This is a genomic window from Streptomyces filipinensis (assembly GCF_014649495.1).
GTDB classification, from domain to species: domain Bacteria; phylum Actinomycetota; class Actinomycetes; order Streptomycetales; family Streptomycetaceae; genus Streptomyces; species Streptomyces filipinensis.
The window spans coordinates 314,067-335,470 of sequence record NZ_BMTD01000006.1; the positions used below are offsets into that span (position 1 = coordinate 314,067).

Here is a 21,404-nt window from a genome sequence, read left to right on the forward strand (position 1 = left end):
ACTTCGTTCGCCAATGTCCGGAAAGCACGCCCGGTTTGGGGTGGGTGTGGTACTGCGGAACCGGAGGACGCGCAACGTGGCGCAGTCCACAGCGGACTGTCGCGGATCATGCTGTCGCGACGGCGGAACGGCCGGGACAATGCCACTGAATGGCTTTGTCGCCTTTTCCGGCGGGTCGTTCGTGCCGCTGGGCACGGACGCTCGTTCTTCACTACGGGCGGTCGGTGCGCCGTTCCGGGTGAGCTGGTCGTAGAAGCACTAACCGATGGGCGAGGGGTACGCATGACCGACACCGGCCAGGTCCCGGCCGAGGGACAGCCGGAGAGCGCAGGCATGGTGGAACAGCCGGGCGTCGCCGCGCACGGTGCGTACACCTACCTCTCCGAGGCACCCGCCGAGGACGAGGACCTCCTGCTGCCGGGCGCCCAGGGCGCGTGGGGCAACGAGGTACCGCCACCCGCTCCGGAACCGGTCCTGGAGGCCGTCCACGAGCCGGGCCCGCACGAGACGGCCGGCCGGGACAGCGGCTCGGTCGACCTCAGCGGCGTCCGCCTGCCGAACCCGGCCCCGGTCTCCGTGCCGACGTCGCCCATCCTCTCGGCCCCGCAGGACCCGTCGGCCGCGCCGCAGCCGTCGCGCCGTCCGCTGCACCTCGGCCCGCCGATCCCCGACGCCTCCGCCAGCCCCGTGCGCTCCCTCGCCGACCGCGGTCCGGCCGGAGCGCCGGTACGGCAGCCGGGTCCGCCCGCGGCCGGCCCCGAGTACCTCGACGCCCAGCCGCTGCACGACATGGCCCCGCAGAGCGCGGACCCCTGGGGTGCGGCGCCCGCGGCGGCCCAGGCCGGCATGCCGGCAGCGGCAGCCGAAACGGTTGATCCGGCCGCCGTCGCCACCGACGCCGCCCAGGCCGATCCGTCCGGCGCCGCCCAGGCCGCCGTCGCCCGCCTCGCGAACCAGGCGGTCGCACCGGCACCGGGCACCGCGCAGGTGGTGCACGGCCACGACGGCGTGCAGCCCGCGCACGGCCACGACGGCGTGTACACCTCGCCCGAGGCCGTTCAGGAACAGCAGCAGGAGCCGGCGGGCGTCCACCAGGTCTCCCCTGAGGACGGCCAGGGCGCACCCGAAGCGCAGTCCGCCGTCGCCACGGCCGCCGTGGACAGCGGTGTGGAGGCCCCCGGCGGTGTCGCCGGTGCCGGTGGGCCCGCGGCCGGGGCGCCGGCATCCGGTCCGGCCCCCGCCGAGGAGGCGGACGCGGCGGCTGCTCACGCCGTCCCCGCACGGCAGACGCCGACGCATCCGGGCGAGCAGGTCGCCGTGTCCGGCCAGGAGACCGAGGCCCAGGCGGTACCGGGGCAGACGCCGGGGGACGTCCCGGCGGGCACCGCCACGGAGATGCCCGCGGCCGTACCGCAGTCCGGGGTCGCCCAGCAGCCTGAGGTCGCTCAGCCGTCGGGGGTCGCCCAGCCGTCAGAGGCCACTCGGCCGGGTGAGGCCGTACAGCCGTCCGGGGTCGCTCAGCCGGGCGACGTCGCTCAGCCTGGGATTGCTCAGCCGGGCGAGGTCGCCCCGCCGTCCGGGGTTGCTCAGCCCTCTGAGGTTGCTCAGCCGTCCGGGGTTGCCCAGCCAGGTGAGGCCGTACAGCAGGGCGAGGTCGCCCCGCCGTCCGAGGTCGCCCAGCCGGGCGAAGCCGTACAGCCGGGCGAGGTCGTACAGCCGGGCGAGGTCGTACAGCAGGCTGGGGCCGCTCAGCCGTCCGAAGGGGCTCAGCGGAGCGAGGCCGGACCGCCGTCCGGGGTCGCTGAGCAGCCCGGGTTCGCCCAGCCGTCCGAAGCGGCGCAGCCGGACGGGGTTCCCCAGCCGGCTGACAGTGCGCAGCCGGGCGGGGTTCCTCAGCCGTCCGAGGGCCTCCAGGCGGCCGGGGTCCACCAGCCCGCCGAGCCCGCTCGGTCCGAGCCCGCTCAGCCTGGCGCGGGCGAGAGCGTGCCGCAGGTGCAGGATGTGCCGGTCGCCGGGCCGGCCGGCACGGTCGCCGACGGTGCCGTCGAGGGCGTGAACGCCGTACCCGCCCCGGAGGCGCCGGACGCGGCGCAGCCCGCCCCGGAGGCCGTTGCGGCCCCGGGCGAGGTCGTCGCCCCCGCACAGGCCGACCCGAACACCCCCGTCGCCGCGGCGCCGCAGCAGCCCGGCGTGGTGGAGGCACCGCCCGCCGCCGCTCAGCCCGCGCCCGCCGGCGGAGCCGTACCGGCCCCCGACCATGCGGCCGTGCCCGAGCCCGGCACCCCGGCTCCCGCGCCGGAGGCGACGGTGACCGAGGCCCCCGTCGTCTCCCCGGCCCAGGGCGCCGTACCGGTCCCGGCCGCCGTTGACGGCGCTGCCGCACCGGAACCGCTGCCCTACCCGGCCCAGGGACCCCAGCTGGCCGAACCCGTGACGCCCCCCGCCGAGGCCCTGCCGGGCACCCCGCGGGCCGAGGACGCCGTGGCACCGCCGGCCCAGCCCGAGCCGGCCGCACCGGAAGCCGTTCACCAGATCGCGGCCGCGGCCCCCGCAACCGGCCCCGGCGCCCCCGCCGGCCCGCAGACGCAGCCCGCCGCCACGCCGGCCGGCCCCGCCGCGCACCCGGAGACCCCCGGGCAACCGGCCTCCTCCGACCAGGCCGAGCAGGCCGGGCCGCTCCCGGCCGACGCCCCGCCCGCGACGCACCCGGAGCAGCCGCTCGGGCAGTTCGTGCCGGTCGAGGGCCAGGTGCCCACCACCCCGCACCTCGCGCCGACCCCGCCGCAGCCCCTCGTCGTGCCCGCGGAGGGCGCGCCGGAGCCGGTGGTCACGGTTCCGGCGCCACGCGAAGGCGAGCCCGCACCGGCGGTGCCGGACGCCGAGCAGGCGCCCGATGTCGTCCAGCACGCGGACGACCTGCGGACCACGCCCGACGACCAGGAAGAGGAGAGCGTGGCCGAAGCACGTCCCACCGGCCCCGCCGCGCCCGGCTACGCCGACGCCGAGCGCGAGGCCGTACTGAAGGTCATGCGCGAGCGCCGCGACATCCGCAACGGCTTCCGCAGCGACCCCATCCCGCACGAGGTGCTGCTGCGTGTCCTGGAGGCCGCCCACACGGCGCCCTCCGTGGGCCACTCGCAGCCCTGGGACTTCGTCGTCATCCGCTCCGCCGACACCCGGCGGACGATGCACGAACTGGCGATGCGGCAGCGCGAGGCCTACGCCAAGTCGCTGCCCAAGGGCCGGGCCAAGCAGTTCAAGGAACTGAAGATCGAGGCCATCCTCGAGACCCCGGTCAACATCGTCGTCACCGCGGACCCCACCCGCGGCGGCCGGCACACCCTCGGCCGTCACACCCAGCCGCAGATGGCGCCCTACTCCTCGGCGCTCGCGGTGGAGAACCTCTGGCTCGCCGCCCGTGCCGAAGGCCTCGGCGTCGGCTGGGTCAGCTTCTTCGACGAGCGGGAGATGGTCCGCGCGCTCGGCCTGCCCGAGCATCTGGAGGTCGTCGCCTACCTGTGTGTCGGGTACGTCGACGAGTTCCCGGACGAGCCGGAGCTGATGCAGGCCGGCTGGTCCAAGCGACGCCCCCTGTCCTGGGTGGTGCACGAGGAGACGTACGGCCGCCGCGCCCTGCCCGGAGAGGAACCCCACGACCTGCTTGCCGAGACCGTCGCACAGATCCGCCCGCTCGACGCCAAGGCCCTCGGTGAGGCCTGGGAGCGCCAGAAGCGCATGACCAAACCGGCCGGCGCGCTGGGCATGCTGGAGATCATCTCTGCGCAGCTGTCCGGGCTGTCCCGGCAGTGCCCGCCGCCGATCCCGGAGCCCGCGGCCGTCGCGATCTTCGCCGGCGACCACGGCGTGCACGCCCAGGGCGTCACCCCCTGGCCGCAGGAGGTCACCGCCCAGATGGTGGCCAACTTCCTGGGCGGGGGAGCGGTCTGCAACGCCTTCGCCGGCCAGGTCGGCGCCGAGGTGTGCGTCGTGGACGTCGGTGTCGCCGCCGACCTCCCGGCCACCCCGGGCCTGCTGCCCCGCAAGATCCGCGGTGGTACGTCCGACATGACCACCGGCCCCGCGATGACCCGCGAGGAGGCCAAGGCGGCCATCGAGGTCGGCATCGAGACCGCCCGCGACCTGGTGGCCGCCGGTAACAAGGCGCTGCTCACCGGAGAGATGGGCATCGCCAACACCACCGCGTCCGCCGCGCTGATCTCCGTCTTCACCGGCGCCGACCCGGCGGAGGTCACCGGCCGTGGCACCGGCATCAACGACGAGACGCTGGCCCGCAAGACCGAGGTCGTCCGCCGCGCCCTGGACCTCCACCAGCCCGACCCGGCCGACCCCATCGGCGTCCTCGCCGCGATCGGCGGCTTCGAGCACGCGGCCATGGTCGGCCTGCTCCTCGGCGGCGCGTCGCTGCGTACGCCGGTGATCCTGGACGGCGTCAGCGCCGGCGCCGCGGCCCTCGTGGCCCGCGCCATCGCCCCCGAGGTCCTCGCGGCCTGCATCGCCGGCCACCGCAGCGCCGAACCCGGCCACGTGGCCGCCCTCAACAAGCTGGGCCTGCGCCCCCTGGTCGACCTCGACCTCCGCCTCGGCGAGGGGACGGGCGCGCTGCTGGCGCTGCCGCTGGTCCAGAGCACGGCGAGGGCGATGCACGAGGTGGCGACGTTCGACTCGGCCGGAGTCACGGAGAAGTAGGCGGCCGCTCCGGTACGGAAGTACCGGGCACCCCTGCGACGCCCGGGTGGTTGTGGGCACGCGTTCTGCCGGGGCGGAACGGGTGGGCACAACCACCCACGGGGTCGTACCCGGCGACGATGCCCAGCCACCGGACACCTGATCCGCCATAACCCAACTCCGCATAAAATCCGCACGTCAGGGCTATCGCACCGCCGCCCCCAGAGGAGCCGTCCCTCATGGCCGAACCCCCCGCCTACCCCGTAGGCCTCCGCCTCCCCGGCCGCCGTGTGGTCGTCCTCGGCGGTGGCCAGGTCGCCCAGCGCCGCCTCCCCGCACTCATCGCGGCAGGCGCGGACATCGTCCTCGTGTCCCCCGAGGTCACCCCCTCCGTCGAGGCCATGGCGGACGCGGGCGAGATCGCCTGGGAGAGGCGGCCGTACGCCGAAGGCGACCTCGCCGAGGCCTGGTACGCCCTGATCGCCACCAGTGACCCCGAAGCCAACGCGCAGGCCTCCGCCGAAGCCGAGCGCCACCGCGTCTGGTGCGTCCGCTCCGACGACGCCGACCAGGCGACCGCCTGGACCCCCGCCACCGGCCACAGCGAGGGCGTCACCGTCGCCGTGCTCACCACGGACGCGCGCGGCCGCGACCCCCGCCACACCGCCGCCATCCGCGACGCGGTCGTCGAGGGCCTGCGCGACGGCACGCTGGTGGCACCCCACCACCGCACCCGCACCCCCGGCGTCGCCCTGGTCGGCGGCGGCCCCGGCGACCCGGACCTGATCACCGTCCGCGGCCGTCGGCTGCTCGCCGAGGCGGACGTCGTCATCGCCGACCGGCTCGGCCCGCGCGACCTGCTCGCCGAACTTCCGCCGCACGTCGAGGTGATCGACGCGGCGAAGATCCCCTACGGCCGGTACATGGCCCAGGAAGCCATCAACAACGCGCTCATCGAGCACGCCAAGCAGGGCAAGTCGGTGGTCCGGCTCAAGGGTGGCGACCCGTACGTCTTCGGCCGCGGCATGGAGGAGCTGCAGGCGCTCGCCGAGGCGGGCATCCCCTGCACGGTGGTGCCCGGCATCTCCAGCTCGATCTCGGTCCCGGGCGCGGCCGGTATCCCGGTCACCCACCGCGGGGTCGCCCACGAGTTCACCGTCGTCAGCGGCCATGTCGCCCCCGACGACGAGCGCTCCCTGGTCGACTGGCCGTCGCTGGCCAAGCTCACCGGCACCCTCGTGATCCTGATGGGCGTGGACAAGATCGGGAAGATCGCCGAGACGCTCGTCGCGCACGGCAAGTCGCCCGGGACCCCCGTCGCACTGGTCCAGGAGGGGACGACCGCCGCGCAGCGCCGGGTGGACGCAACCCTCGCCACCGTCGCGGAGACCGTGCGGGCCGCGGAAGTCAAGCCGCCGGCGGTCATCGTCATCGGCGAGGTCGTGAAGGTCGGCCCCGAGCCTGCCGCTTGATCACGCGTAACCCGGGGTAACGCACCCGTACCCAGCCGTTGGCACCACACCCAGGACAAGGCAGTATCACCCTGTGGCCGATCTCATCACCATCGAGGATCCCGACGACCCCCGCCTGCGTGACTACACGGGCCTGACCGACGTGGAGCTGCGCCGCAAGCGCGAACCCGCCGAGGGCCTGTTCATCGCCGAGGGCGAGAAGGTCATCCGCAGGGCCAAGGAAGCGGGCTACGAGATGCGCTCCATGCTGCTCTCGGCCAAGTGGATCGACGTCATGCGCGATGTCATCGACGAACTCCCGGCCCCGGTCTACGCGGTGAGTCCCGACCTCGCCGAGCAGGTCACCGGCTACCACGTACACCGCGGCGCACTCGCCTCCATGCAGCGCAAGCCGCTGCCGACGGCCGCCGAGCTGCTCCGCTCGGCCCGCCGGGTCGTGGTCATGGAGTCGGTCAACGACCACACCAACATCGGCGCGATCTTCCGCTCGGCAGCCGCGCTCGGCATGGACGCGGTCCTGCTCTCGCCCGACTGCGCCGACCCGCTGTACCGCCGTAGCGTCAAGGTCTCCATGGGCGCGGTGTTCTCGGTGCCGTACGCCCGTCTGGAGAGCTGGCCCAAGGGCCTGGACTCGGTCCGTGAAGCCGGCTTCACGCTGCTCGCGCTCACCCCGGACGACAAGGCCCGCTCCCTCGACGAGGCCGCCCCGCACCGGATGGACCGGGTGGCGCTGATGCTCGGCGCCGAGGGGGACGGACTGTCCACCCAGGCCCTGGTCGCCGCCGACGAATGGGTCCGCATCCCGATGGCCCACGGCGTGGACTCGCTCAACGTGGGCGCGGCCGCGGCGGTCGCCTTCTACGCGGTGGCCACCGGACGCCCCCGCCCCTGACCTCCGGCCGGCCCCGCCCTCCGCTGCCACCGGCTGCCTTCCGAGGCGTGAGCCCTGCCGACGGCCTCGTCAGTGGCCGAAGTCGCGGCTCAGCGTCGACTCCTGCTGGTCGGACACCGGCCGGCCGGCGTCCGACGGCCGGTACTTCGGCTGCGCGTTGTGCGGCCGCTGGTCGCCGATGTCACCGAGCCCGCGTGCCGGACCCTGGCAGCCCTGCGCCACCGCGATGCCGAGCGCCACGAGCAGGGTCACCACCACGAACACGAAGAGCCGCTGGCGCAGCAGCCGGGGATTGGCCGGTCGCCGTCCGCCGCCCGGCGTACGCCGCGCCGGCCGCCCGGACCCGTTGCGCGCGGCCGGACGGTTCCCGCTGCCCGAGCGCCGGCCGCCGCCCCGTGGCGGCGGGGTCGGGCGCGCGGAGCCCGGCCGCACCGGGACACCCGTGCCGGTGCCGGTGCCGGTGCCGCGCGCGCCGCTGCCGCTCCGGGGGGCCGCTCCGCCGCGCGTCGGCACACCGCTCCGGGAGGGGGCGCCGCCGCGCGGCACGGGCGTGCCCGGGGGCGTGCGCCGCTGGGTGCGCTGGTGCTCGGCGTAGGTGTCGGCGAGCCGCCCGGTGGGCCGGTCCGCCTCCGCGGCGCGCGGCGCGGGCGGCCGCGCCTCGGCCATACCCTGTGCCTCACGCGCGGCGATCTCCTTGAGCCGCAGCGACAGCTGCAGCGTGCTGGGCCGTTCGTCGGGGTCCTTCGCCAGACAGGCCCTGACCAGCGGGGCGAGCGCGTCCGGTACGCCGTGCAGCTGCGGCTCCTCGTGCACCACCCGGTACAGCATCACCTCGGAACTGCCCTGTCCGAAGGGCGAGTCGCCGGTGGAGGCGTAGGCGAGGGTCGCGCCCAGCGAGAAGACGTCCGTCGCGGGGGTGACGGCCGCGCCGCGCACCTGTTCGGGCGCGAGGAAGCCGGGGGAGCCGACCGCCGTGCCGACGTGGGTGAGCGTGGAGGCGCCGGTGGCCCAGGCGATGCCGAAGTCGATGATCCGCGGCCCCTTGGGGGACAGCAGGATGTTGGAGGGCTTGAGGTCCCGGTGGACGACACCGGCCTCGTGCACGGCGACCAGCCCCTCCGACAGCGCCGCGCCGATCGACGCCGCGTCGGCCGCGACGAGGGGGCCCTCGTCGGCGACCTTGTCGTGCAGGGAGGGGCCTGGGACGTACTGCGTGGCGAACCAGGGCCGCTCCGCCTCCAGGTCCGCGGCGACCAGCCGGGCCGTGCAGCCACCCCTGATCCGCCGGGCCGCCGAGACCTCGCGGGCGAACCGCGACCGGAACTCCTGGTCCTCCGCGAGATCGGGCCGGATCACCTTCAGGGCGACCCGCTGCCCCTTCTTGTCGGAGCCGAGATAGACCACGCCCATCCCGCCCGCGCCGAGCCGTCGGTGAAGCCTGAACGAGCCGACGACGCGCGGGTCCTCGCGCCTCAGGCGCATCATCGCCATGTTCATCCCCGCTGCCCGGTCCCTGTGACGTGGCACAGCTTACGTTTCCCCGGCCGCCTGCGCGCAGAGGCCGCGCCCTCCGGGACCGACGGATTGTGCGGGCCGCCGGCACCAGGTGATACGCGGTCAGGAAGTCGTCACACGCGGGGGCTTTGGCCTGTCCGCGCCCTCAACCGATCACCGGTACAGGGGTGTTGGGGGCACCCGGCGGCAGGTGGTGCCGGTCCGCGCCCCCACCCGACGGACACTCCGGACCGGCGCGAGGCCCGGCCGCGGGACGCGGCGCCCCCCGGACACACCGCATCCCCGCTCCCCGGCCGAAGTGATCGAAGTCACTCGTTCCGGCCCTGATGGACGCTTCGGAAATGACCGGACACAGCGGACGACCCCTCCGGGAAGACCCCGAGACGCGGACCCCCGTCTCCACCCAGGGGAGTACTTCCCAGGTCATGGCTCATCCTCCGGGAGGCCCGGCAATCGGTACGAGGGCATGACGCCCGGCGCCCGCTCCGCGCCTAGATTTGAGGTCAAGCGGCGGGTGCAGCACTCGTCCCCCGAGGTCAGACGCCCGCCGCTGCCGACCACAACCGACACGGTCAGGAGAGGGACCATGGCCCACACGGCACCGCGACGCCCGGCGTTCGCACCGCGCCGCACGGGCCGTCGCCACCCGCTGGTGGCGACACTCATGGCCCTTCCCCTGGCGGCCCTGCTCCTGCTCGTCTTCGACGGCTGGGAGACGGTGGCCACACAGGCGTCGTCCGTGGGTGCGATGCTGGGGCGCTGAGCGGCGCCCCAGGCCCGGAAGAGCGGTCCGGGCGGGGACATCCATCCATGAAACCCCGTGGGGACGGGGGTGCGGCGGACGGCACAAATGCCGGCGCAGCTGGGGAGCTGCGCCGGCATTGCGCCGTTCACGGCATGCCGTGTGCTCCGCAGCGATCACCGGTCAGTGTGCCGTCGCCGCCCGTCCGCGGCTCCGCCATGGGCCGGTCGCGCACCGCCCCGCGTCCCCTGCGGGGCCACAGCCCCGCCGCCGGCGACGGCCGAGGTGCGTAAAGCACTCCCACCGTGCCGTGGCCTGCATCCGGCAGGGGCCCTCTCCCCTCCGCGGCTGCGGGCAGTCGTGCCGCTGGGGCGGCGCGGGTGGGCGTAGCGCCACCCCGTCGGCGCGGGCAAGCGAACCCGGCCCGTCGGGATGAGCGCCGGGCGCCAGGGCAACCCTGCCGGGCACGAGCACCACCAGCACCAGCGCCGCGCACCCGGCAAGGGGCAGCCCCCGCCCCCCGCCCCGACGTACGCTCACCCCCACACCCCGACCACCGAGGCCCTCCTTGACCCTCCTCCCCGCTCTCACCGCACAGGCCAGAGCCGCCGCCCACCCGGCCCCCGGCGCGGCCCCCTGTGGCTGCGACGAACCCGCCACCCCCCTCGCCGACCGCCCGGACGCCACCGTCGTCCGGCACGCCGACACCGTCGCCAAGGCCCACGCCCCCGGTACCGACGCCGCCGAGCTGACCCTCCGCCTGGCCGTGGCCGCCCGCCTCCCGGACGTCCTCCTGCCCCCGCTCACCCCGGCCCCCGCCCCCCTGCAGGACCGGCTGGTGACCTTCTGGCCGTACGGCGCCCCCGTGGACCCCGACGACCCGGACGCGGCCCCCTGGGAGGCCACCGCCACCCTCCTCGCCCGCCTGCACCTGACCACCCCGCCCGACGGCCTGCCCCCGATGCGCGGCCCCGCCAAGGCGGCCCGCGCGGTCGCCCGGCTCCGGGCGGCCCTGCGCCCCGAGCCCCACCCCGCGGCCGATCCCGTCCTCGCCGCCTGGGCCGCCCTTCCCGCGTGGGCCCGCGCCGAGGCCCCCATGCCCGGCACCCCCGCCCTCTGCCACGGCGACCTGCACCTCGGCCAGCTGGTCCGGTACCCGGCCCCGGGCGGCCCCTGGCGGCTGATCGACGTCGACGACCTGGGAACCGGCACCCCCGCCTGGGACCTCGCCCGCCCGGCCGCCTGGTATGCCTGCGGGCTGCTCCCGCCCGACGCGTGGACCCGCTTCCTCGGTGCGTACCAGCGCTCCGGCGGTCCCGCCGTACCCGCGTCCGGCGACCCCTGGCCCGCCCTGGACGTACCGGCCCGCGCGCTGACCGTGCAGACGGCCGCCCTCGCCCTGGTCAAGGCGCGCGCGGCCGGCCGCCCACTGGACGACGTGGAACGGGCAATCGTCGAGGCATGTGCCCGAATGGCCCCGATTTCACCCCAGTTGGCGTCCGCGGACAGGGATTAGGCTGCAACCGACCTGGGCCGGACGGAGTCTGTCCTGGGGAAACACGAAGCAGAACCGACCGGCGAGGAGTTGAGCCGAGCATGCACTGTCCGAAGTGCCACGCCCCGATGAACACGTACAACCGCAGCGGCGTCCAGATCGAGCAGTGCAGCGGCTGCCGGGGCGTCTTCCTGGACTACGGCGAGCTGGAGGCGCTGACCCAGCTGGAGGCCCAGTGGTCCAAGCCCGTCCCGCCGGCCCCGCCGGTCGCCCCGCAGGCCTACCCCGCCCCGCCCGCGCCCGCCTGGGGTGCCCCGCACGGCGGTCACCACGGCGGCCACGGGCATCACGGTCACCATGGCCACCACGGTCACAAGAGCTGGGCCCACATGCTCTTCTCCAGCTGAGCCCACGAAGAAGCCCCCGGTCGCACGAGGCGGCCGGGGGCTCTTTGCTGTGTGGACGATACTGGGATTGAACCAGTGACCTCTTCCGTGTCAGGGAAGCGCTCTCCCGCTGAGCTAATCGTCCGCGGGCTGTGACCCAGGGGCCACAGACAGTGCGCGATACTGGGATTGAACCAGTGACCTCTTCCGTGTCAGGGAAGCGCTCTCCCGCTGAGCTAATCGCGCGGGATGAGGATCTTCGAGAAGACCCGTGGATCTTACGAGAAGATCCAGTGGACGATACTGGGATTGAACCAGTGACCTCTTCCGTGTCAGGGAAGCGCTCTCCCGCTGAGCTAATCGTCCTTGGAGGTGGAGACGGGATTTGAACCCGTGTAGACGGCTTTGCAGGCCGTTGCCTCGCCTCTCGGCCACTCCACCAGGAGTGTAGGGGATCGGGATGACCCCTTCTTCCTTCGAGCGGACGACGAGGCTCGAACTCGCGACCTCAACCTTGGCAAGGTTGCGCTCTACCAACTGAGCTACGTCCGCTTGTCGTTTCGGTCCGCTTCCGCGTCCCGGCGACGTGTTGAACTCTAGCGGATTCCCGGGCCAGTACAAAAACGCGTTTGCGCAGCGTGCTGCGGTGCCTCTCATGGACGACGTGGTCAGGGCCCCCTCGGGGTCATCCCGGGGCCACCTCTCGGACACCCGTCCTAGACTCGACCCCGTGCTCCACCACCCTTCCCGGCTGCCTGCCCTGGCCCGCTTCGGCGACCGCGTCGCCACCGGCCTCCTCGACGTCACCAGTGATCCCGCCGCCCTGGACTCCGCGGGCTTCTGGGCCGTCTGCGCGGACTTCGAGGGCAGGCTGACCTGCGCCCGCTTCGCGGACGTACGCGAGGAACCGGTGCCCGCCCCGGTGCCGGGCGGCTGGCGGGGGCCGGCGGTGGGGGACTGGGCCTCCTCCCTGGACCGGGCCGCGTACACGGCGGCCGTCCGCCGGATACGCGCCCACATCGCGGCCGGCGAGGTCTACCAGGCCAACCTCTGCCGGGTGCTCAGCGCGCCGGTCGCCCCGGACGCCGACGTGGACGCCCTGACCGCCCTGCTGGCCCGCGGCAACCCCGCGCCGTACGCCGGGACGATCCGGCTGCCGGAGCACGGGGTGGAGATCGCCACCGCCTCGCCCGAGCTGTTCCTGCGCCGGGACGGCCGTGTCGTGGAGTCGGGCCCCATCAAGGGCACCGGCCGCACGGAGGCGGACCTCCTGGAGAAGGACTACGCCGAGAACGTGATGATCGTGGACCTGGTCCGCAACGACCTCGGGCGTGTCTGCAGGACCGGGAGCGTGACCGTCCCGGACCTGTGCGCCGTGGAGAAGCACCCGGGCCTGGTCCACCTGGTGTCCACCGTCCGCGGCGAGCTGCGGGACACGGCCGGCTGGTCCGACCTGCTCACCGCCGCCTTCCCGCCCGGCTCGGTGACCGGCGCGCCGAAGTCGAGCGCCCTGCGGATCATCGAGGCCCTGGAGACCGCGCCGCGCGGGCCGTACTGCGGCGGCATCGGCTGGGTCGACGCCGACCGGGGCGTGGGCGAGCTGGCCGTGGGCATCCGCACCTTCTGGATCGACCGGCCCGACGGCGCCGCGGCGGTGCTGCGCTTCGGCACCGGCGCCGGCATCACCTGGGGCTCCGACCCGGAGGGGGAGTGGCGGGAGACCGAGCTGAAGGCGTCCCGACTGCTCGCGGTAGCGTCGGGAGCGTACGAGGCGAGTGGAGGGGTGTACTCATGAGGATCTGGCTGGACGGCGCACTGCGGGACCTCGAGTCGGCCCGCGTCTCCGCCTTCGACCATGGGCTGACCGTCGGCGACGGCGTCTTCGAGACCGTGAAGGCGGCCCACGGCCGGCCCTTCGCGCTCACCCGGCACCTGGACCGGCTGACCCGCTCGGCCCGGGGCCTCGGCCTGCCCGAGCCCGACCACGACGAGGTCCGGGAGGCCTGCGCGGCCGTCCTGGAGGCGAATCCGATGCCGCTCGGCCGGCTGCGGATCACCTACACCGGCGGCCACGGCCCGCTCGGCTCCGACCGCGGCGACCACGGCCCGACCCTGATGGTCGCCCTCGGCGAGACCGCCCGCCGGCCGGACACCACCGCCGTGGTCACGGTCCCGTGGACCCGCAACGAGCGCGGTGCGCTGACCGGCCTGAAGACCACGTCGTACGCCGAGAACGTCGTGGCCCTCGCCCACGCCCACGAACGCGGTGCCTCGGAAGCGCTGTTCGGCAACACCGTCGGACAGCTCTGCGAGGGCACCGGGTCGAACGTCTTCGTCGTCCTGGACGGCGAGATCCACACCCCCCCGGTCGCCTCCGGCTGCCTCGCCGGGATCACCCGCGCGCTGGCCGTCGAGTGGACGGGCGCCAAGGAGACCGACCTCCCGCTGGACGTGCTGGAGCGCGCGGACGAGGTCTTCCTCACCTCGACCCTGCGGGACGTCCAGGCCGTGCACCGGGTCGACGACCGCGAGCTGCCCGGTACCCCGGGCCCGGTGACAGCGAAGGCGATGCAGATCTTCGACGAGCGGTCCGGGCAGGACCTGGACCCCTGAGCCGGGACCGACGTCCGGGAAAACGGGCTGACTGGGCCGTCGGCTGCGGGTAGAACACCTGTGATGACCACGACCCTGCGGCCGGTCGAGCCGCTCCAGCGCCACGCCGACGGCACCTGTTCGCGCCGCTACCAGGTGTGCGTGAACAGCCGCCCCGTGGGCGAGATCCACCTCGGCACCTCGCCGTCCCTGGGGGACTCGGTGGCCTGCGTGATCGAGCTGTGGATCGCCGAGCCCGACCGGCGCCGCGGCCGGGGTACGGTCGCCGCACTCGCCGCCGAGGAGGTGGCGCGCGGCTGGGGCTGCACCCAGATCGAGACACGCGTCCCCGCGCCGGCGGACGTCGCCCTGCGCCTCTTCGGTGCCCTGGGCTACACCCCGCGCAACCGTGGCATGGAGAAACGCCTCGGCACCACCCCGCCCGAGCTGCCGCCGGGCAGCACCGGGCGGCCCATGAGCCGGGCCGACTTCGACGCCTGGCAGGAGCACGAGAGCGAGCGGTACGCGCGCACGTGGATGGAGCGCGGTCTCCCCGAGGCCGTGGCCCGCGCCAAGGCCCGACACGACCATGAACGACTGCTGCCGCACGGGCTCGCGACCGACGGCATGCTCTTCAGCGTCCTGGAGCACCGAGGGGACCCGGTGGGCACGCTGTGGCTGTCCCTGGAGGACGGCAAGGCGTTCGTGTTCGACGTCGAGACCGCCGCGGCCCACCGCGGCAGGGGGCACGGCCGTACGCTCATGCTGCTCGCCGAGCGCCAGGCGATCGAGGCCGGCCGGCCGGTCCTCGGCCTCAACGTCTTCGCCGGCAACACCCCGGCCGAGCGGCTGTACGAGTCGCTCGGCTATGAGACCACGGCACATTCCCTGGCCAAGCCCCTGCTCTAGGGGCCGGGACCAGGCGCTCAGGCGTCCTGCTCGCCCAGCAGCCGGTCGGCGATCTCCTCGATGCGCTCGCGCAGCCCTTCCTGGCTCTTGCCGCCGTCGAGGCGTTCGCCGCCGATGACGTACGTCGGCGTGCCGGTCACGCCGATCGCCTTGCCCTCGGCCTGGTCGGCGTCCACGATCAGGATGTGCCGGCCGTCGATCAGCGCGGTGTCGAACTCCTCGGCGTCCAGACCGAGTTCACGGGCCAGCTCGACCAGGAAGGGTTCTCCCCGGCGGTCCAGCTCCTCGACCCGCTCCAGTACGGCCTCCACGTACGGCCAGCCCTTGTCCTGCGCCAGCGCCTCCTCGGCGGCCTGTGCGGCGGCGAAGGCGTGCTTGTGCTTCTCCAGGGGGAAGTGCCGCAGCCGCAGCTCCAGCCGGTCGCCGTAGCGGGCGCGCAGGGCGCGGACGTCGTCCAGGGCGGTACGGCAGTCCGGGCACTGCAGTTCGCACCAGACGTCGAGGACCAGGGCGCCGGTGCGTGCGGGGGAGGAGTCGCTCATGCCGACCAGTCTTCCAGGCCGGACGCGGGTGACCCAATCGGGACGGTACGGCTGCCGGGCACGGGGTGCGCGGGAGGCACGGCACCTCACCGGCACCCCAGGGCGCGGGAGGCACGGCACCTCACCGGCACCCCAGGGCGCGGGAGGCACGGCACCTCCCCGGCACCCCAGGAGGAGGCGACCCGGAGATGTCCCTGATCTCGCGCGGGAGCGTGGCATCGCGAGGACGAGGCGGTGCAGGATGGGGGAGGAGGCGGTGCGCCCTGCCGGGTCCGCGCACCGCACGCTTTCCACCCCGACCGAGCCGCCAGGAGGACCGGATGATTGCCGAGACCGTCTGCTCCGCCGTGTCCGCGGCGGGCCTGGGCATCGCGGTGGTCACGGCCTACCGCAAGCGCTTCCTCGCGGCGACACGCATCGCGGCCTACTCCCTGGTGCCGGTCGGCCTGGTGATGACGGGGGTCGTCGGCTGGCTGGCCGACACCGCCTTCAGCCCCACGGCGTGGGCCGGGTTCGGCGTCCTGGGTGGTGCCTGGCTCCTGTTCGCGGGCACCCGGGCGGTCGAACGCCGGCGCGGCGGCACCCGCGCCGAGCGCCGAGCGGCCCGTGGCGACCAGGCCGAGGCCGTGGCACCCGCGGCCTCCGCGCCCTCGCTGGGCACGGGCACCCGGCCCGCGACCGGGTCCGCCACCGCGCCGCGCGCCACCGGCTCCGGCGACGACTTCGGCGACATCGAGGCCATCCTCAAGAAACACGGCATATGAGCGCGGTACGCCGCCGCGGGGGTGCCACGGCGCCGCGGGCGCCCTCGGGCTGAAACGACACAGACCGTCGCGTGCACGTGCGCAACCGTTCACAAGCCGAATCAAGTCGGACGAGATGGCGCGGAATGCGGCAACTCCCGCATATCGCTGGTGGGTTGATCGCGCAGGAGGTTCCTCCTGCGCCATTATCGGCCACGAGATGCTGGATACAGAGAGCGAGGCCGCGCCGCCGAAGGACGAGCCGCGCGGGTGCCTCTTCGCCCTATCCCAGCCACCGCTGATGATCTTCCTTGCGGTGATCGGGTGTCTGCTCCTCATGGCTGCGCTGCACGACCTGCTGTTGCTGTGAGCCGTACACGTCCGTCCCGGCGCCACCCGCCGGGACCGACGTCGCCCCCGGGACGGACGCCCGGACCGGGCTCTTCGAGCGGTGGGCGCGCCTGCGGTGCCTCAGCCGGTCGCTTCCTTGCGCCTGGCCCGGTAGGCGGCCACATGCAGCCGGTTCCCGCAGGTGCGGCTGTCGCAGTAGCGGCGTGAGCGGTTGCGGGAGAGGTCGACGAAGGCGCGCCGGCAGTCCGGTGCCTCGCAGCGCCGCAGCCGCTCCTGCTCGCCGGCCACCACGAAGAAGGCGAGTGCCATCCCGCAGTCGGCGGCGAGGTGGTCGGCCACGGAGGCGCCGGGTGCGAAGTAGTGCACATGCCAGTCGTAACCGTCGTGGTCGGTCAGGCGCGGGGTGGTGCCCGCGGCGGCGACCAGTTCGTTGATCAGCCCTGCGGCCGCGCGCGCGTCAGGAGCGGCGAAGATCGCCGCGAAGCGCCCCCGGACCCTGCGCACCGCCGAGAGGTCGAACTCCGACAGCACACCGACATCGCTGATCTCGTGGTTTCGTACGAAATCCGCGAGAGCCGGGACATCGGGCAGTCCGTCCGCCGCCGCGTCGTCCTCCGGCGCGGTGTTCACCAGATCGACCACGGTGTCGAGGGCGCACCGGGTGTCGTGGGTGATCAGCACGTTTCGCTCCCTGGCCTGGGGGTCGGGCGGACGCCCGCCGATGCTGGCCGATGGTAGCGACAACCCCGTTCGCCGCACCGTCCACCGCCCGGCTCGCTTGCCGGTAGAACGCCGCCGTGCCCCCCACGGTTCCCGCGGCGCGGCAGGCGGGCACAGGCCGACGCCGTCCCGCGACTCGCTCACGGTGACGGCGCCGGCCTGTGCCGTATGCGGTTGTCTTGGCCCGAGCCGTCTCCCCGAGTGGACGGCGCCGGGCTGCTTTCGTGGGGCGCGACCTAGCTCTCCGCCAGGATGTGCGAGAGCTCCTGATCCAGATCGAAGTGCCGGTGTTCCGTGCCGGGCGGCACGGCGGCGTCGGTTCGCTTCAGGAAGGACTCCAGGGCCCGCGCCGGGGCCTCCAGCAAGGCTTCCCCCTCCGGGGAGCTGAGGGCGATACACACGACGCCCTGACCATGGCTGCGCGACGGCCAGACACGGACGTCGCCGGTGCCGGTGGGCCGGTGGAGCCCCTCAGCGAGGAGGTCGCGGGCGAACACCCACTCGACGGTCTCCTCGGCTCCGGTGTGGAAGGTGGCGTGCACGGCGTAGGGGTCGGCCGTGTCGTACCGCAGGCCTGCGGGGACAGGCAGGGAGGACTCGCTCGACACAACGAGGCGCAGGTGCAGCTCGCAGCTGACCGTGGTGTTCATAAGCGCCAGGGCCTTTCGCTCAGTGTGCGCTCGGGGATTCGCACGTCGGCGAAATCGACATGCCACCTACGATGCCGTTGTAAACCCCTCTGAGGGTTTTGCGTGTCTTTACGTAACTCTTCCGGCCGAGAACTCGTACGAGACCTACGTCCATTCCGGTGACTGGATTCACTCCGGTAGGGTTTGTCTGTATGAATACGGGGAGTGACGAGCCGGGCGAGGTCGCCGTGGCAGCGGACAGCGCGAACGCGGACCGGCGGGGGGCCGGGCAGGAGGCGGGACGCGAGGACGGTGGCGGGCTCGGCTCCCGGGCGCCGGAATTCATCAAGGCCCGCCGGCTGCTGCATCTGAGCTGGCAGGTCGGCGTCTTCGTGGTCGGCCTCGCGGTCGTGGCCGCGGGCATCGTCATGCTGCCGCTGCCGGGACCCGGCTGGGTGGTGATCTTCGGAGGCATGGCGATCTGGGCGACCGAGTTCGTCTGGGCGCAGCTCGTGCTCCGCTGGACCAAACGCAAGGTCACCGAGGCCGCCCAGCGAGCCCTCGACCCCAGGGTGCGGCGCCGCAACATCACGTTGACGGCGGTCGGGCTGGTGATCGTGGGCGCGCTGGCGGCGGTCTACCTGTGGAAGTTCGGCCTGGCTGTGCCCTGGAAGATCAAGGATCAGTGACTCCGGCTCCGCCGCCCCGGGCCCTGGTCGGAGGCACCCCCTGACATGGGGTAATGTTCTTCCTGCGCCCGGGCGATTAGCTCAGTGGGAGAGCGCTTCGTTCACACCGAAGAGGTCACTGGTTCGAACCCAGTATCGCCCACCCGGACCGACGGCCCACCTGCACGACAGCAGGTGGGCCGTCGGCGTTTTCGTGCCCGCGGGGCAGGCGGGGCGCGGGTGCCCGCGCGGGCGCATGGCCGGGGCGTGGGGGAGGGTGGAGACGTGCGCCCAGGTGGCGCCGGATGGGCTGCGCCTGGGCGGACGCCGGTGCTGGCGGGAGTGTGGCGCCCGGGCGGAGGCGGCGGTGCGGGCCGCGGGGGAAGGCGGCGCTGTGACCGACGGCTGCGAGGCGGGGGATGGTGGCGGTGCGGGCCGGGGGCTGTGGTCGCCTGGGCGGGGGCCCAGCGCGGGCGCAGGCAAGGGCCGCCCGGCGTCCGAGCCTGCGGGTCATACCGATGCGGAGCGCCCTGCAGGGAGCGCCCTCCTGGCGCTCCGTCCCACGGCACCCGGCACCCGGCTTCCTGACGCGACGCGGGCGAATCGCCTGGCGCCGCCTGGCGGACCCTCCCGGCGCCGGACGCCGCTCGGCCGGAGGGCGCTGCTCGGGCCGGAGTGGAGCGGCTTGCTTGAGTGGTGCCGACACGGCCGACGGGCCAAGGTGCCGGCAAGCCCGCTCAGGTCGCGGGTACCGACGCGATCGATGGCTCACGGCGTCGGGGCGTCGGTCGTCTGGAGGGTGCTGACAGGCGCGATGGCTCGTGGTGCCGGGGAGAGGTCGCTCGGCCCTGCGGCGTCGGCAGGACCGACCGCTCACGACCTCGGCAGGACCGACCGCTCACGACGCCGGCCCTGCCGTTCGCCCTCGACACCCGGCGTCGTGGCTGGCGCGCCTCCAGGGGCCCTGTGTACAGAGGCCGACCGGGCGGAAGGGCTCAGCTCGGCAGGCGGTTCCAGCAAGCGCTTACTCGCAGCGATTCACGACGGTGGAAGCGATGTTGCGGGCAGGGCGCGATCATGGAACCAGCGGGAATTTCGAGAGGCGCACGATCCTGAAGGCGGCCGGGGCCTCCGCGGCCGCGCTCGGGCTCGCCGCGACGGCCGGGTGTGACGATCCGTTACCCGTGGCGGGGCGCCGAGGAGCGGGCCAAGAAGATCAACCAGACTTCTGACAGAAGTTCCAGGCCCAGGCCCCCGGCGGTAATCCCCCGGACGTTTTCCAAAATGCCGTCACCTTTCTCCGGAAGTACGACAAGCGAGGAATTCCCCTCGACCTCAAGTCCCATGTGCAGACAGGCAATCTGACCCTGGATCACTTCCGGGACGGCGTGACGACGGTCGGCGAGGTCGACGGAAAGCGGCTCGGAATTCTGGTCGGTGCCAACCCCATGGCGCTCGTCATCGACAAAAAGGGGTTCCAGAAGGCCGGCGACCGGGTGCCCTGGCCGGGGCCCGGTGCGGGTGAAGGGGAGCGCCGTCGCACGGGCGGCGGCGCTCGCCCCCGAGTCTTGCCCACGCCACGGCGCGGCACATGAGTACGCGTACTCAGATCCATGCACCGCACGGGTACGGGCAGACTCCCGCCATGGACTGGACCCACTACCGCTTCCGCAGCCTGTGGCCGCTGCCCGCCCCGCCGGCCGCCGTGTACGCGGTGCTGGAGCGGCCCGAGGACTATCCGCTCTGGTGGCCGCAGGTCCGCGCGGTGACCCGGCTGGACGCCGACACGGGTGTGATCACCATCCGCTCCCTGCTGCCCTACGACATGACCTTCACCGCACGGCAGACCCGCCGCGCCCCCGACGCCGGCGTGCTGGAGGTCACCGTGTCCGGAGACATCGAGGGCTGGGCCCGCTGGACCGTCACGGCGGCCGGGCCGGGGACCCTCGCCCGGTACGACCAGGTCGTGGAGGTGACCAAGCCCCTGCTCAGGCGGCTGGCCGTGCCTGGACGCCCGCTCTTCCGCCTCAACCACCGCCTGATGATGCGGGCCGGGCGGCGCGGACTCCTGCGCCATCTGCGAGCGGTTTGAACGAAGGGCGCCGGGACCTGTATTGTTCAGTGCGTTCCCGGGCGATTAGCTCAGTGGGAGAGCGCTTCGTTCACACCGAAGAGGTCACTGGTTCGAACCCAGTATCGCCCACCGGGAAAGGCCGGTCCGCAGCAGCGGACCGGCCTTCTGCGTGTTGAGCGGTCTCATGCCGCCGCCGGCAGCTCCGGCCGCAGCGGCCAGTCCGTGCTGACGATCTCGTCCGAGCCGCTGCGCGCGAACCACGCCTGAAGGCCACGCGCCTGGGCCGCGTGCCAGTTGGCCTGGAGCGTGTGCAGTTCGGCGGGGGAGAGACGCTCCAGCCGGGTCGCGAAACGGCGGCCCAGGGCCCGTACGACGTCCAGGGCGGCCAGCGCGTCCGCCGCCGCGTCGTGCGCGTCCTGCAGCGTCACGCCGTAGTGCGCGCACAGGTCGGTCAGCGTGCGACGGCCCTTGCGGTAGCGGTCCAGGTGCTTGTCCAGCACCCGCGGGTCCAGCACCCGCAGCGGGGTCGCCTCGAACCAGCGGTCCAGCGAGGACGCGCGGTGCCGGCGCAACTCCCGGTCCAGCAGCGTCAGATCGAACGGCGCGTTCATCACCACCAGCGGGCGGCCCATCGCCGCGTGCTCCGCCAGCTGCTCGGCTATCTCGTACATCACCGGGGCCGGCCAGCGGCCGTTGCGCTGCAGGTGCTCCTCCGTCAGCCCGTGTACCGCCGTCGCCTGCTCGGGCACCGGCACTCCCGGATTCACCAGCCAGCGGGAAATCCGGGGCCGGGTCCCCGGCGCGTCCTGGACGACGACGGCGGCCGACACGATCCGGTCGGTCTCGACGTCCACGCCCGTCGTCTCCGTGTCGAAGGCGGCCAGCGGCCCCTCGTACCAGTACGTCATCCCAACCCAACTCCTCGTTCACCCAGGACAGGTGACGATCCGTCTTCTGCCCGTTTGGTGATACCCGGGCCGTTTGCGCC

Annotated in this window: 18 protein-coding genes, 7 tRNA genes and 1 pseudogene; 16 read left to right on the forward strand and 10 right to left on the reverse strand. The window is 73.7% G+C overall.

Features of this window, described 5'->3' with window-relative positions:
* The first annotated feature begins 282 nt into the window (after positions 1–282).
* From cobT to IE244_RS16890, 3 genes are all read left to right on the forward strand, one after another.
* Complete coding sequence (cobT, locus tag IE244_RS16880) at positions 283–4,707, forward strand: nicotinate-nucleotide--dimethylbenzimidazole phosphoribosyltransferase (protein ID WP_191874343.1); 4,425 nt, start codon at positions 283–285, stop codon at positions 4,705–4,707.
* A gap of 218 nt (positions 4,708–4,925) precedes the next feature.
* Entirely contained in the window at positions 4,926–6,158 is a 1,233-nt protein-coding gene (gene cobA, locus IE244_RS16885; protein WP_191874344.1) for a uroporphyrinogen-III C-methyltransferase, read from the forward strand.
* Between the two features lie 73 nt (positions 6,159–6,231).
* Complete coding sequence (locus IE244_RS16890; protein ID WP_191874345.1) at positions 6,232–7,050, forward strand: TrmH family RNA methyltransferase; 819 nt, start codon at positions 6,232–6,234, stop codon at positions 7,048–7,050.
* 69 nt (positions 7,051–7,119) lie between these two features.
* Here the strand turns inward: IE244_RS16890 and IE244_RS16895 are convergent, their stop codons facing one another.
* The gene (locus IE244_RS16895; RefSeq protein WP_191874346.1) at positions 7,120–8,547 is read right to left on the reverse strand and encodes a serine/threonine-protein kinase; all 1,428 of its coding nucleotides are present in this window, start codon (positions 8,545–8,547) and stop codon (positions 7,120–7,122) included.
* Between the two features lie 604 nt (positions 8,548–9,151).
* On the opposite strand from IE244_RS16895, the gene IE244_RS16900 reads away from it, so the two are divergent.
* The 3 genes from IE244_RS16900 (at position 9,152) to IE244_RS16910 (ending at position 11,209) form a co-directional block, all read left to right on the forward strand.
* On the forward strand, positions 9,152–9,328 hold the full coding sequence (locus IE244_RS16900) for a hypothetical protein (protein ID WP_030343942.1): 177 nt from the start codon (positions 9,152–9,154) through the stop codon (positions 9,326–9,328).
* 547 nt (positions 9,329–9,875) lie between these two features.
* Positions 9,876–10,823, forward strand: coding sequence for a phosphotransferase (locus IE244_RS16905; RefSeq protein WP_191874347.1), 948 nt, complete (start codon positions 9,876–9,878; stop codon positions 10,821–10,823).
* Positions 10,824–10,903: 80 nt separating this feature from the next.
* Positions 10,904–11,209, forward strand: coding sequence for a TFIIB-type zinc ribbon-containing protein (locus IE244_RS16910; RefSeq protein WP_031161872.1), 306 nt, complete (start codon positions 10,904–10,906; stop codon positions 11,207–11,209).
* A gap of 52 nt (positions 11,210–11,261) precedes the next feature.
* On the opposite strand, the gene IE244_RS16915 is transcribed toward IE244_RS16910, so the two are convergent.
* The 5 genes from IE244_RS16915 to IE244_RS16935 all read right to left on the reverse strand — a co-directional run bounded on the left by IE244_RS16915 (position 11,262) and on the right by IE244_RS16935 (position 11,740).
* A tRNA-Val gene (locus IE244_RS16915) sits at positions 11,262–11,333 on the reverse strand.
* A 29-nt stretch (positions 11,334–11,362) separates the two neighbouring features.
* Positions 11,363–11,434: transfer RNA gene (locus IE244_RS16920), tRNA-Val, on the reverse strand.
* Positions 11,435–11,482: 48 nt separating this feature from the next.
* Positions 11,483–11,554 (reverse strand) — tRNA-Val (locus IE244_RS16925).
* A 1-nt stretch (position 11,555) separates the two neighbouring features.
* A tRNA-Cys gene (locus IE244_RS16930) sits at positions 11,556–11,629 on the reverse strand.
* Between the two features lie 38 nt (positions 11,630–11,667).
* A tRNA-Gly gene (locus tag IE244_RS16935) sits at positions 11,668–11,740 on the reverse strand.
* A 178-nt stretch (positions 11,741–11,918) separates the two neighbouring features.
* On the opposite strand from IE244_RS16935, the gene IE244_RS16940 reads away from it, so the two are divergent.
* The 3 genes from IE244_RS16940 (at position 11,919) to IE244_RS16950 (ending at position 14,689) form a co-directional block, all read left to right on the forward strand.
* Positions 11,919–12,983, forward strand: a complete 1,065-nt coding sequence (locus tag IE244_RS16940; RefSeq protein ID WP_191874348.1) for a chorismate-binding protein — start codon at positions 11,919–11,921, stop codon at positions 12,981–12,983.
* Positions 12,980–13,801: an aminotransferase class IV gene (locus IE244_RS16945; RefSeq protein ID WP_191874349.1), complete on the forward strand. Its 822-nt coding sequence runs from the start codon at positions 12,980–12,982 to the stop codon at positions 13,799–13,801. Before IE244_RS16940 ends, IE244_RS16945 begins: the two co-directional genes overlap by 4 nt.
* A 63-nt stretch (positions 13,802–13,864) precedes the next feature.
* Positions 13,865–14,689, forward strand: coding sequence for a GNAT family N-acetyltransferase (locus tag IE244_RS16950; RefSeq protein ID WP_191874350.1), 825 nt, complete (start codon positions 13,865–13,867; stop codon positions 14,687–14,689).
* A gap of 17 nt (positions 14,690–14,706) precedes the next feature.
* Here the strand turns inward: IE244_RS16950 and IE244_RS16955 are convergent, their stop codons facing one another.
* On the reverse strand, positions 14,707–15,231 hold the full coding sequence (locus IE244_RS16955; RefSeq protein ID WP_191874351.1) for a DsbA family protein: 525 nt from the start codon (positions 15,229–15,231) through the stop codon (positions 14,707–14,709).
* Positions 15,232–15,551: 320 nt separating this feature from the next.
* Between IE244_RS16955 and IE244_RS16960 the strand changes: the two genes are divergently transcribed.
* Together IE244_RS16960 and IE244_RS16965 are read left to right on the forward strand one after the other, a co-directional pair.
* Positions 15,552–15,995, forward strand: coding sequence for a hypothetical protein (locus IE244_RS16960; RefSeq protein ID WP_191874352.1), 444 nt, complete (start codon positions 15,552–15,554; stop codon positions 15,993–15,995).
* Between the two features lie 199 nt (positions 15,996–16,194).
* Positions 16,195–16,344: a hypothetical protein gene (locus tag IE244_RS16965; protein WP_023552049.1), complete on the forward strand. Its 150-nt coding sequence runs from the start codon at positions 16,195–16,197 to the stop codon at positions 16,342–16,344.
* 101 nt (positions 16,345–16,445) lie between these two features.
* On the opposite strand, the gene IE244_RS16970 is transcribed toward IE244_RS16965, so the two are convergent.
* Together IE244_RS16970 and IE244_RS16975 are read right to left on the reverse strand one after the other, a co-directional pair.
* A complete protein-coding gene (locus IE244_RS16970) occupies positions 16,446–17,006 on the reverse strand; it encodes a CGNR zinc finger domain-containing protein (protein WP_191874353.1) in 561 nt (186 codons plus the stop codon).
* A 275-nt stretch (positions 17,007–17,281) separates the two neighbouring features.
* The gene (locus IE244_RS16975) at positions 17,282–17,695 is read right to left on the reverse strand and encodes an SsgA family sporulation/cell division regulator (RefSeq protein ID WP_004002642.1); all 414 of its coding nucleotides are present in this window, start codon (positions 17,693–17,695) and stop codon (positions 17,282–17,284) included.
* Between the two features lie 191 nt (positions 17,696–17,886).
* Here IE244_RS16975 and IE244_RS16980 point away from each other — a divergent pair, with 191 nt between their 5' ends.
* The 5 genes and pseudogenes from IE244_RS16980 to IE244_RS17000 all read left to right on the forward strand — a co-directional run bounded on the left by IE244_RS16980 (position 17,887) and on the right by IE244_RS17000 (position 20,545).
* Complete coding sequence (locus IE244_RS16980; protein WP_191874354.1) at positions 17,887–18,363, forward strand: TIGR02611 family protein; 477 nt, start codon at positions 17,887–17,889, stop codon at positions 18,361–18,363.
* A gap of 70 nt (positions 18,364–18,433) precedes the next feature.
* Positions 18,434–18,505: transfer RNA gene (locus IE244_RS16985), tRNA-Val, on the forward strand.
* Between the two features lie 892 nt (positions 18,506–19,397).
* Positions 19,398–19,937: pseudogene (locus IE244_RS16990) on the forward strand (extracellular solute-binding protein).
* A 50-nt stretch (positions 19,938–19,987) separates the two neighbouring features.
* Positions 19,988–20,434, forward strand: a complete 447-nt coding sequence (locus IE244_RS16995) for an SRPBCC family protein (RefSeq protein WP_031161855.1) — start codon at positions 19,988–19,990, stop codon at positions 20,432–20,434.
* A gap of 39 nt (positions 20,435–20,473) precedes the next feature.
* Positions 20,474–20,545 (forward strand) — tRNA-Val (locus IE244_RS17000).
* Between the two features lie 53 nt (positions 20,546–20,598).
* Here IE244_RS17000 and IE244_RS17005 read toward each other — a convergent pair.
* Positions 20,599–21,324, reverse strand: coding sequence for a 3'-5' exonuclease (locus IE244_RS17005; RefSeq protein ID WP_191874355.1), 726 nt, complete (start codon positions 21,322–21,324; stop codon positions 20,599–20,601).
* Positions 21,325–21,404 lie beyond the last annotated feature (80 nt).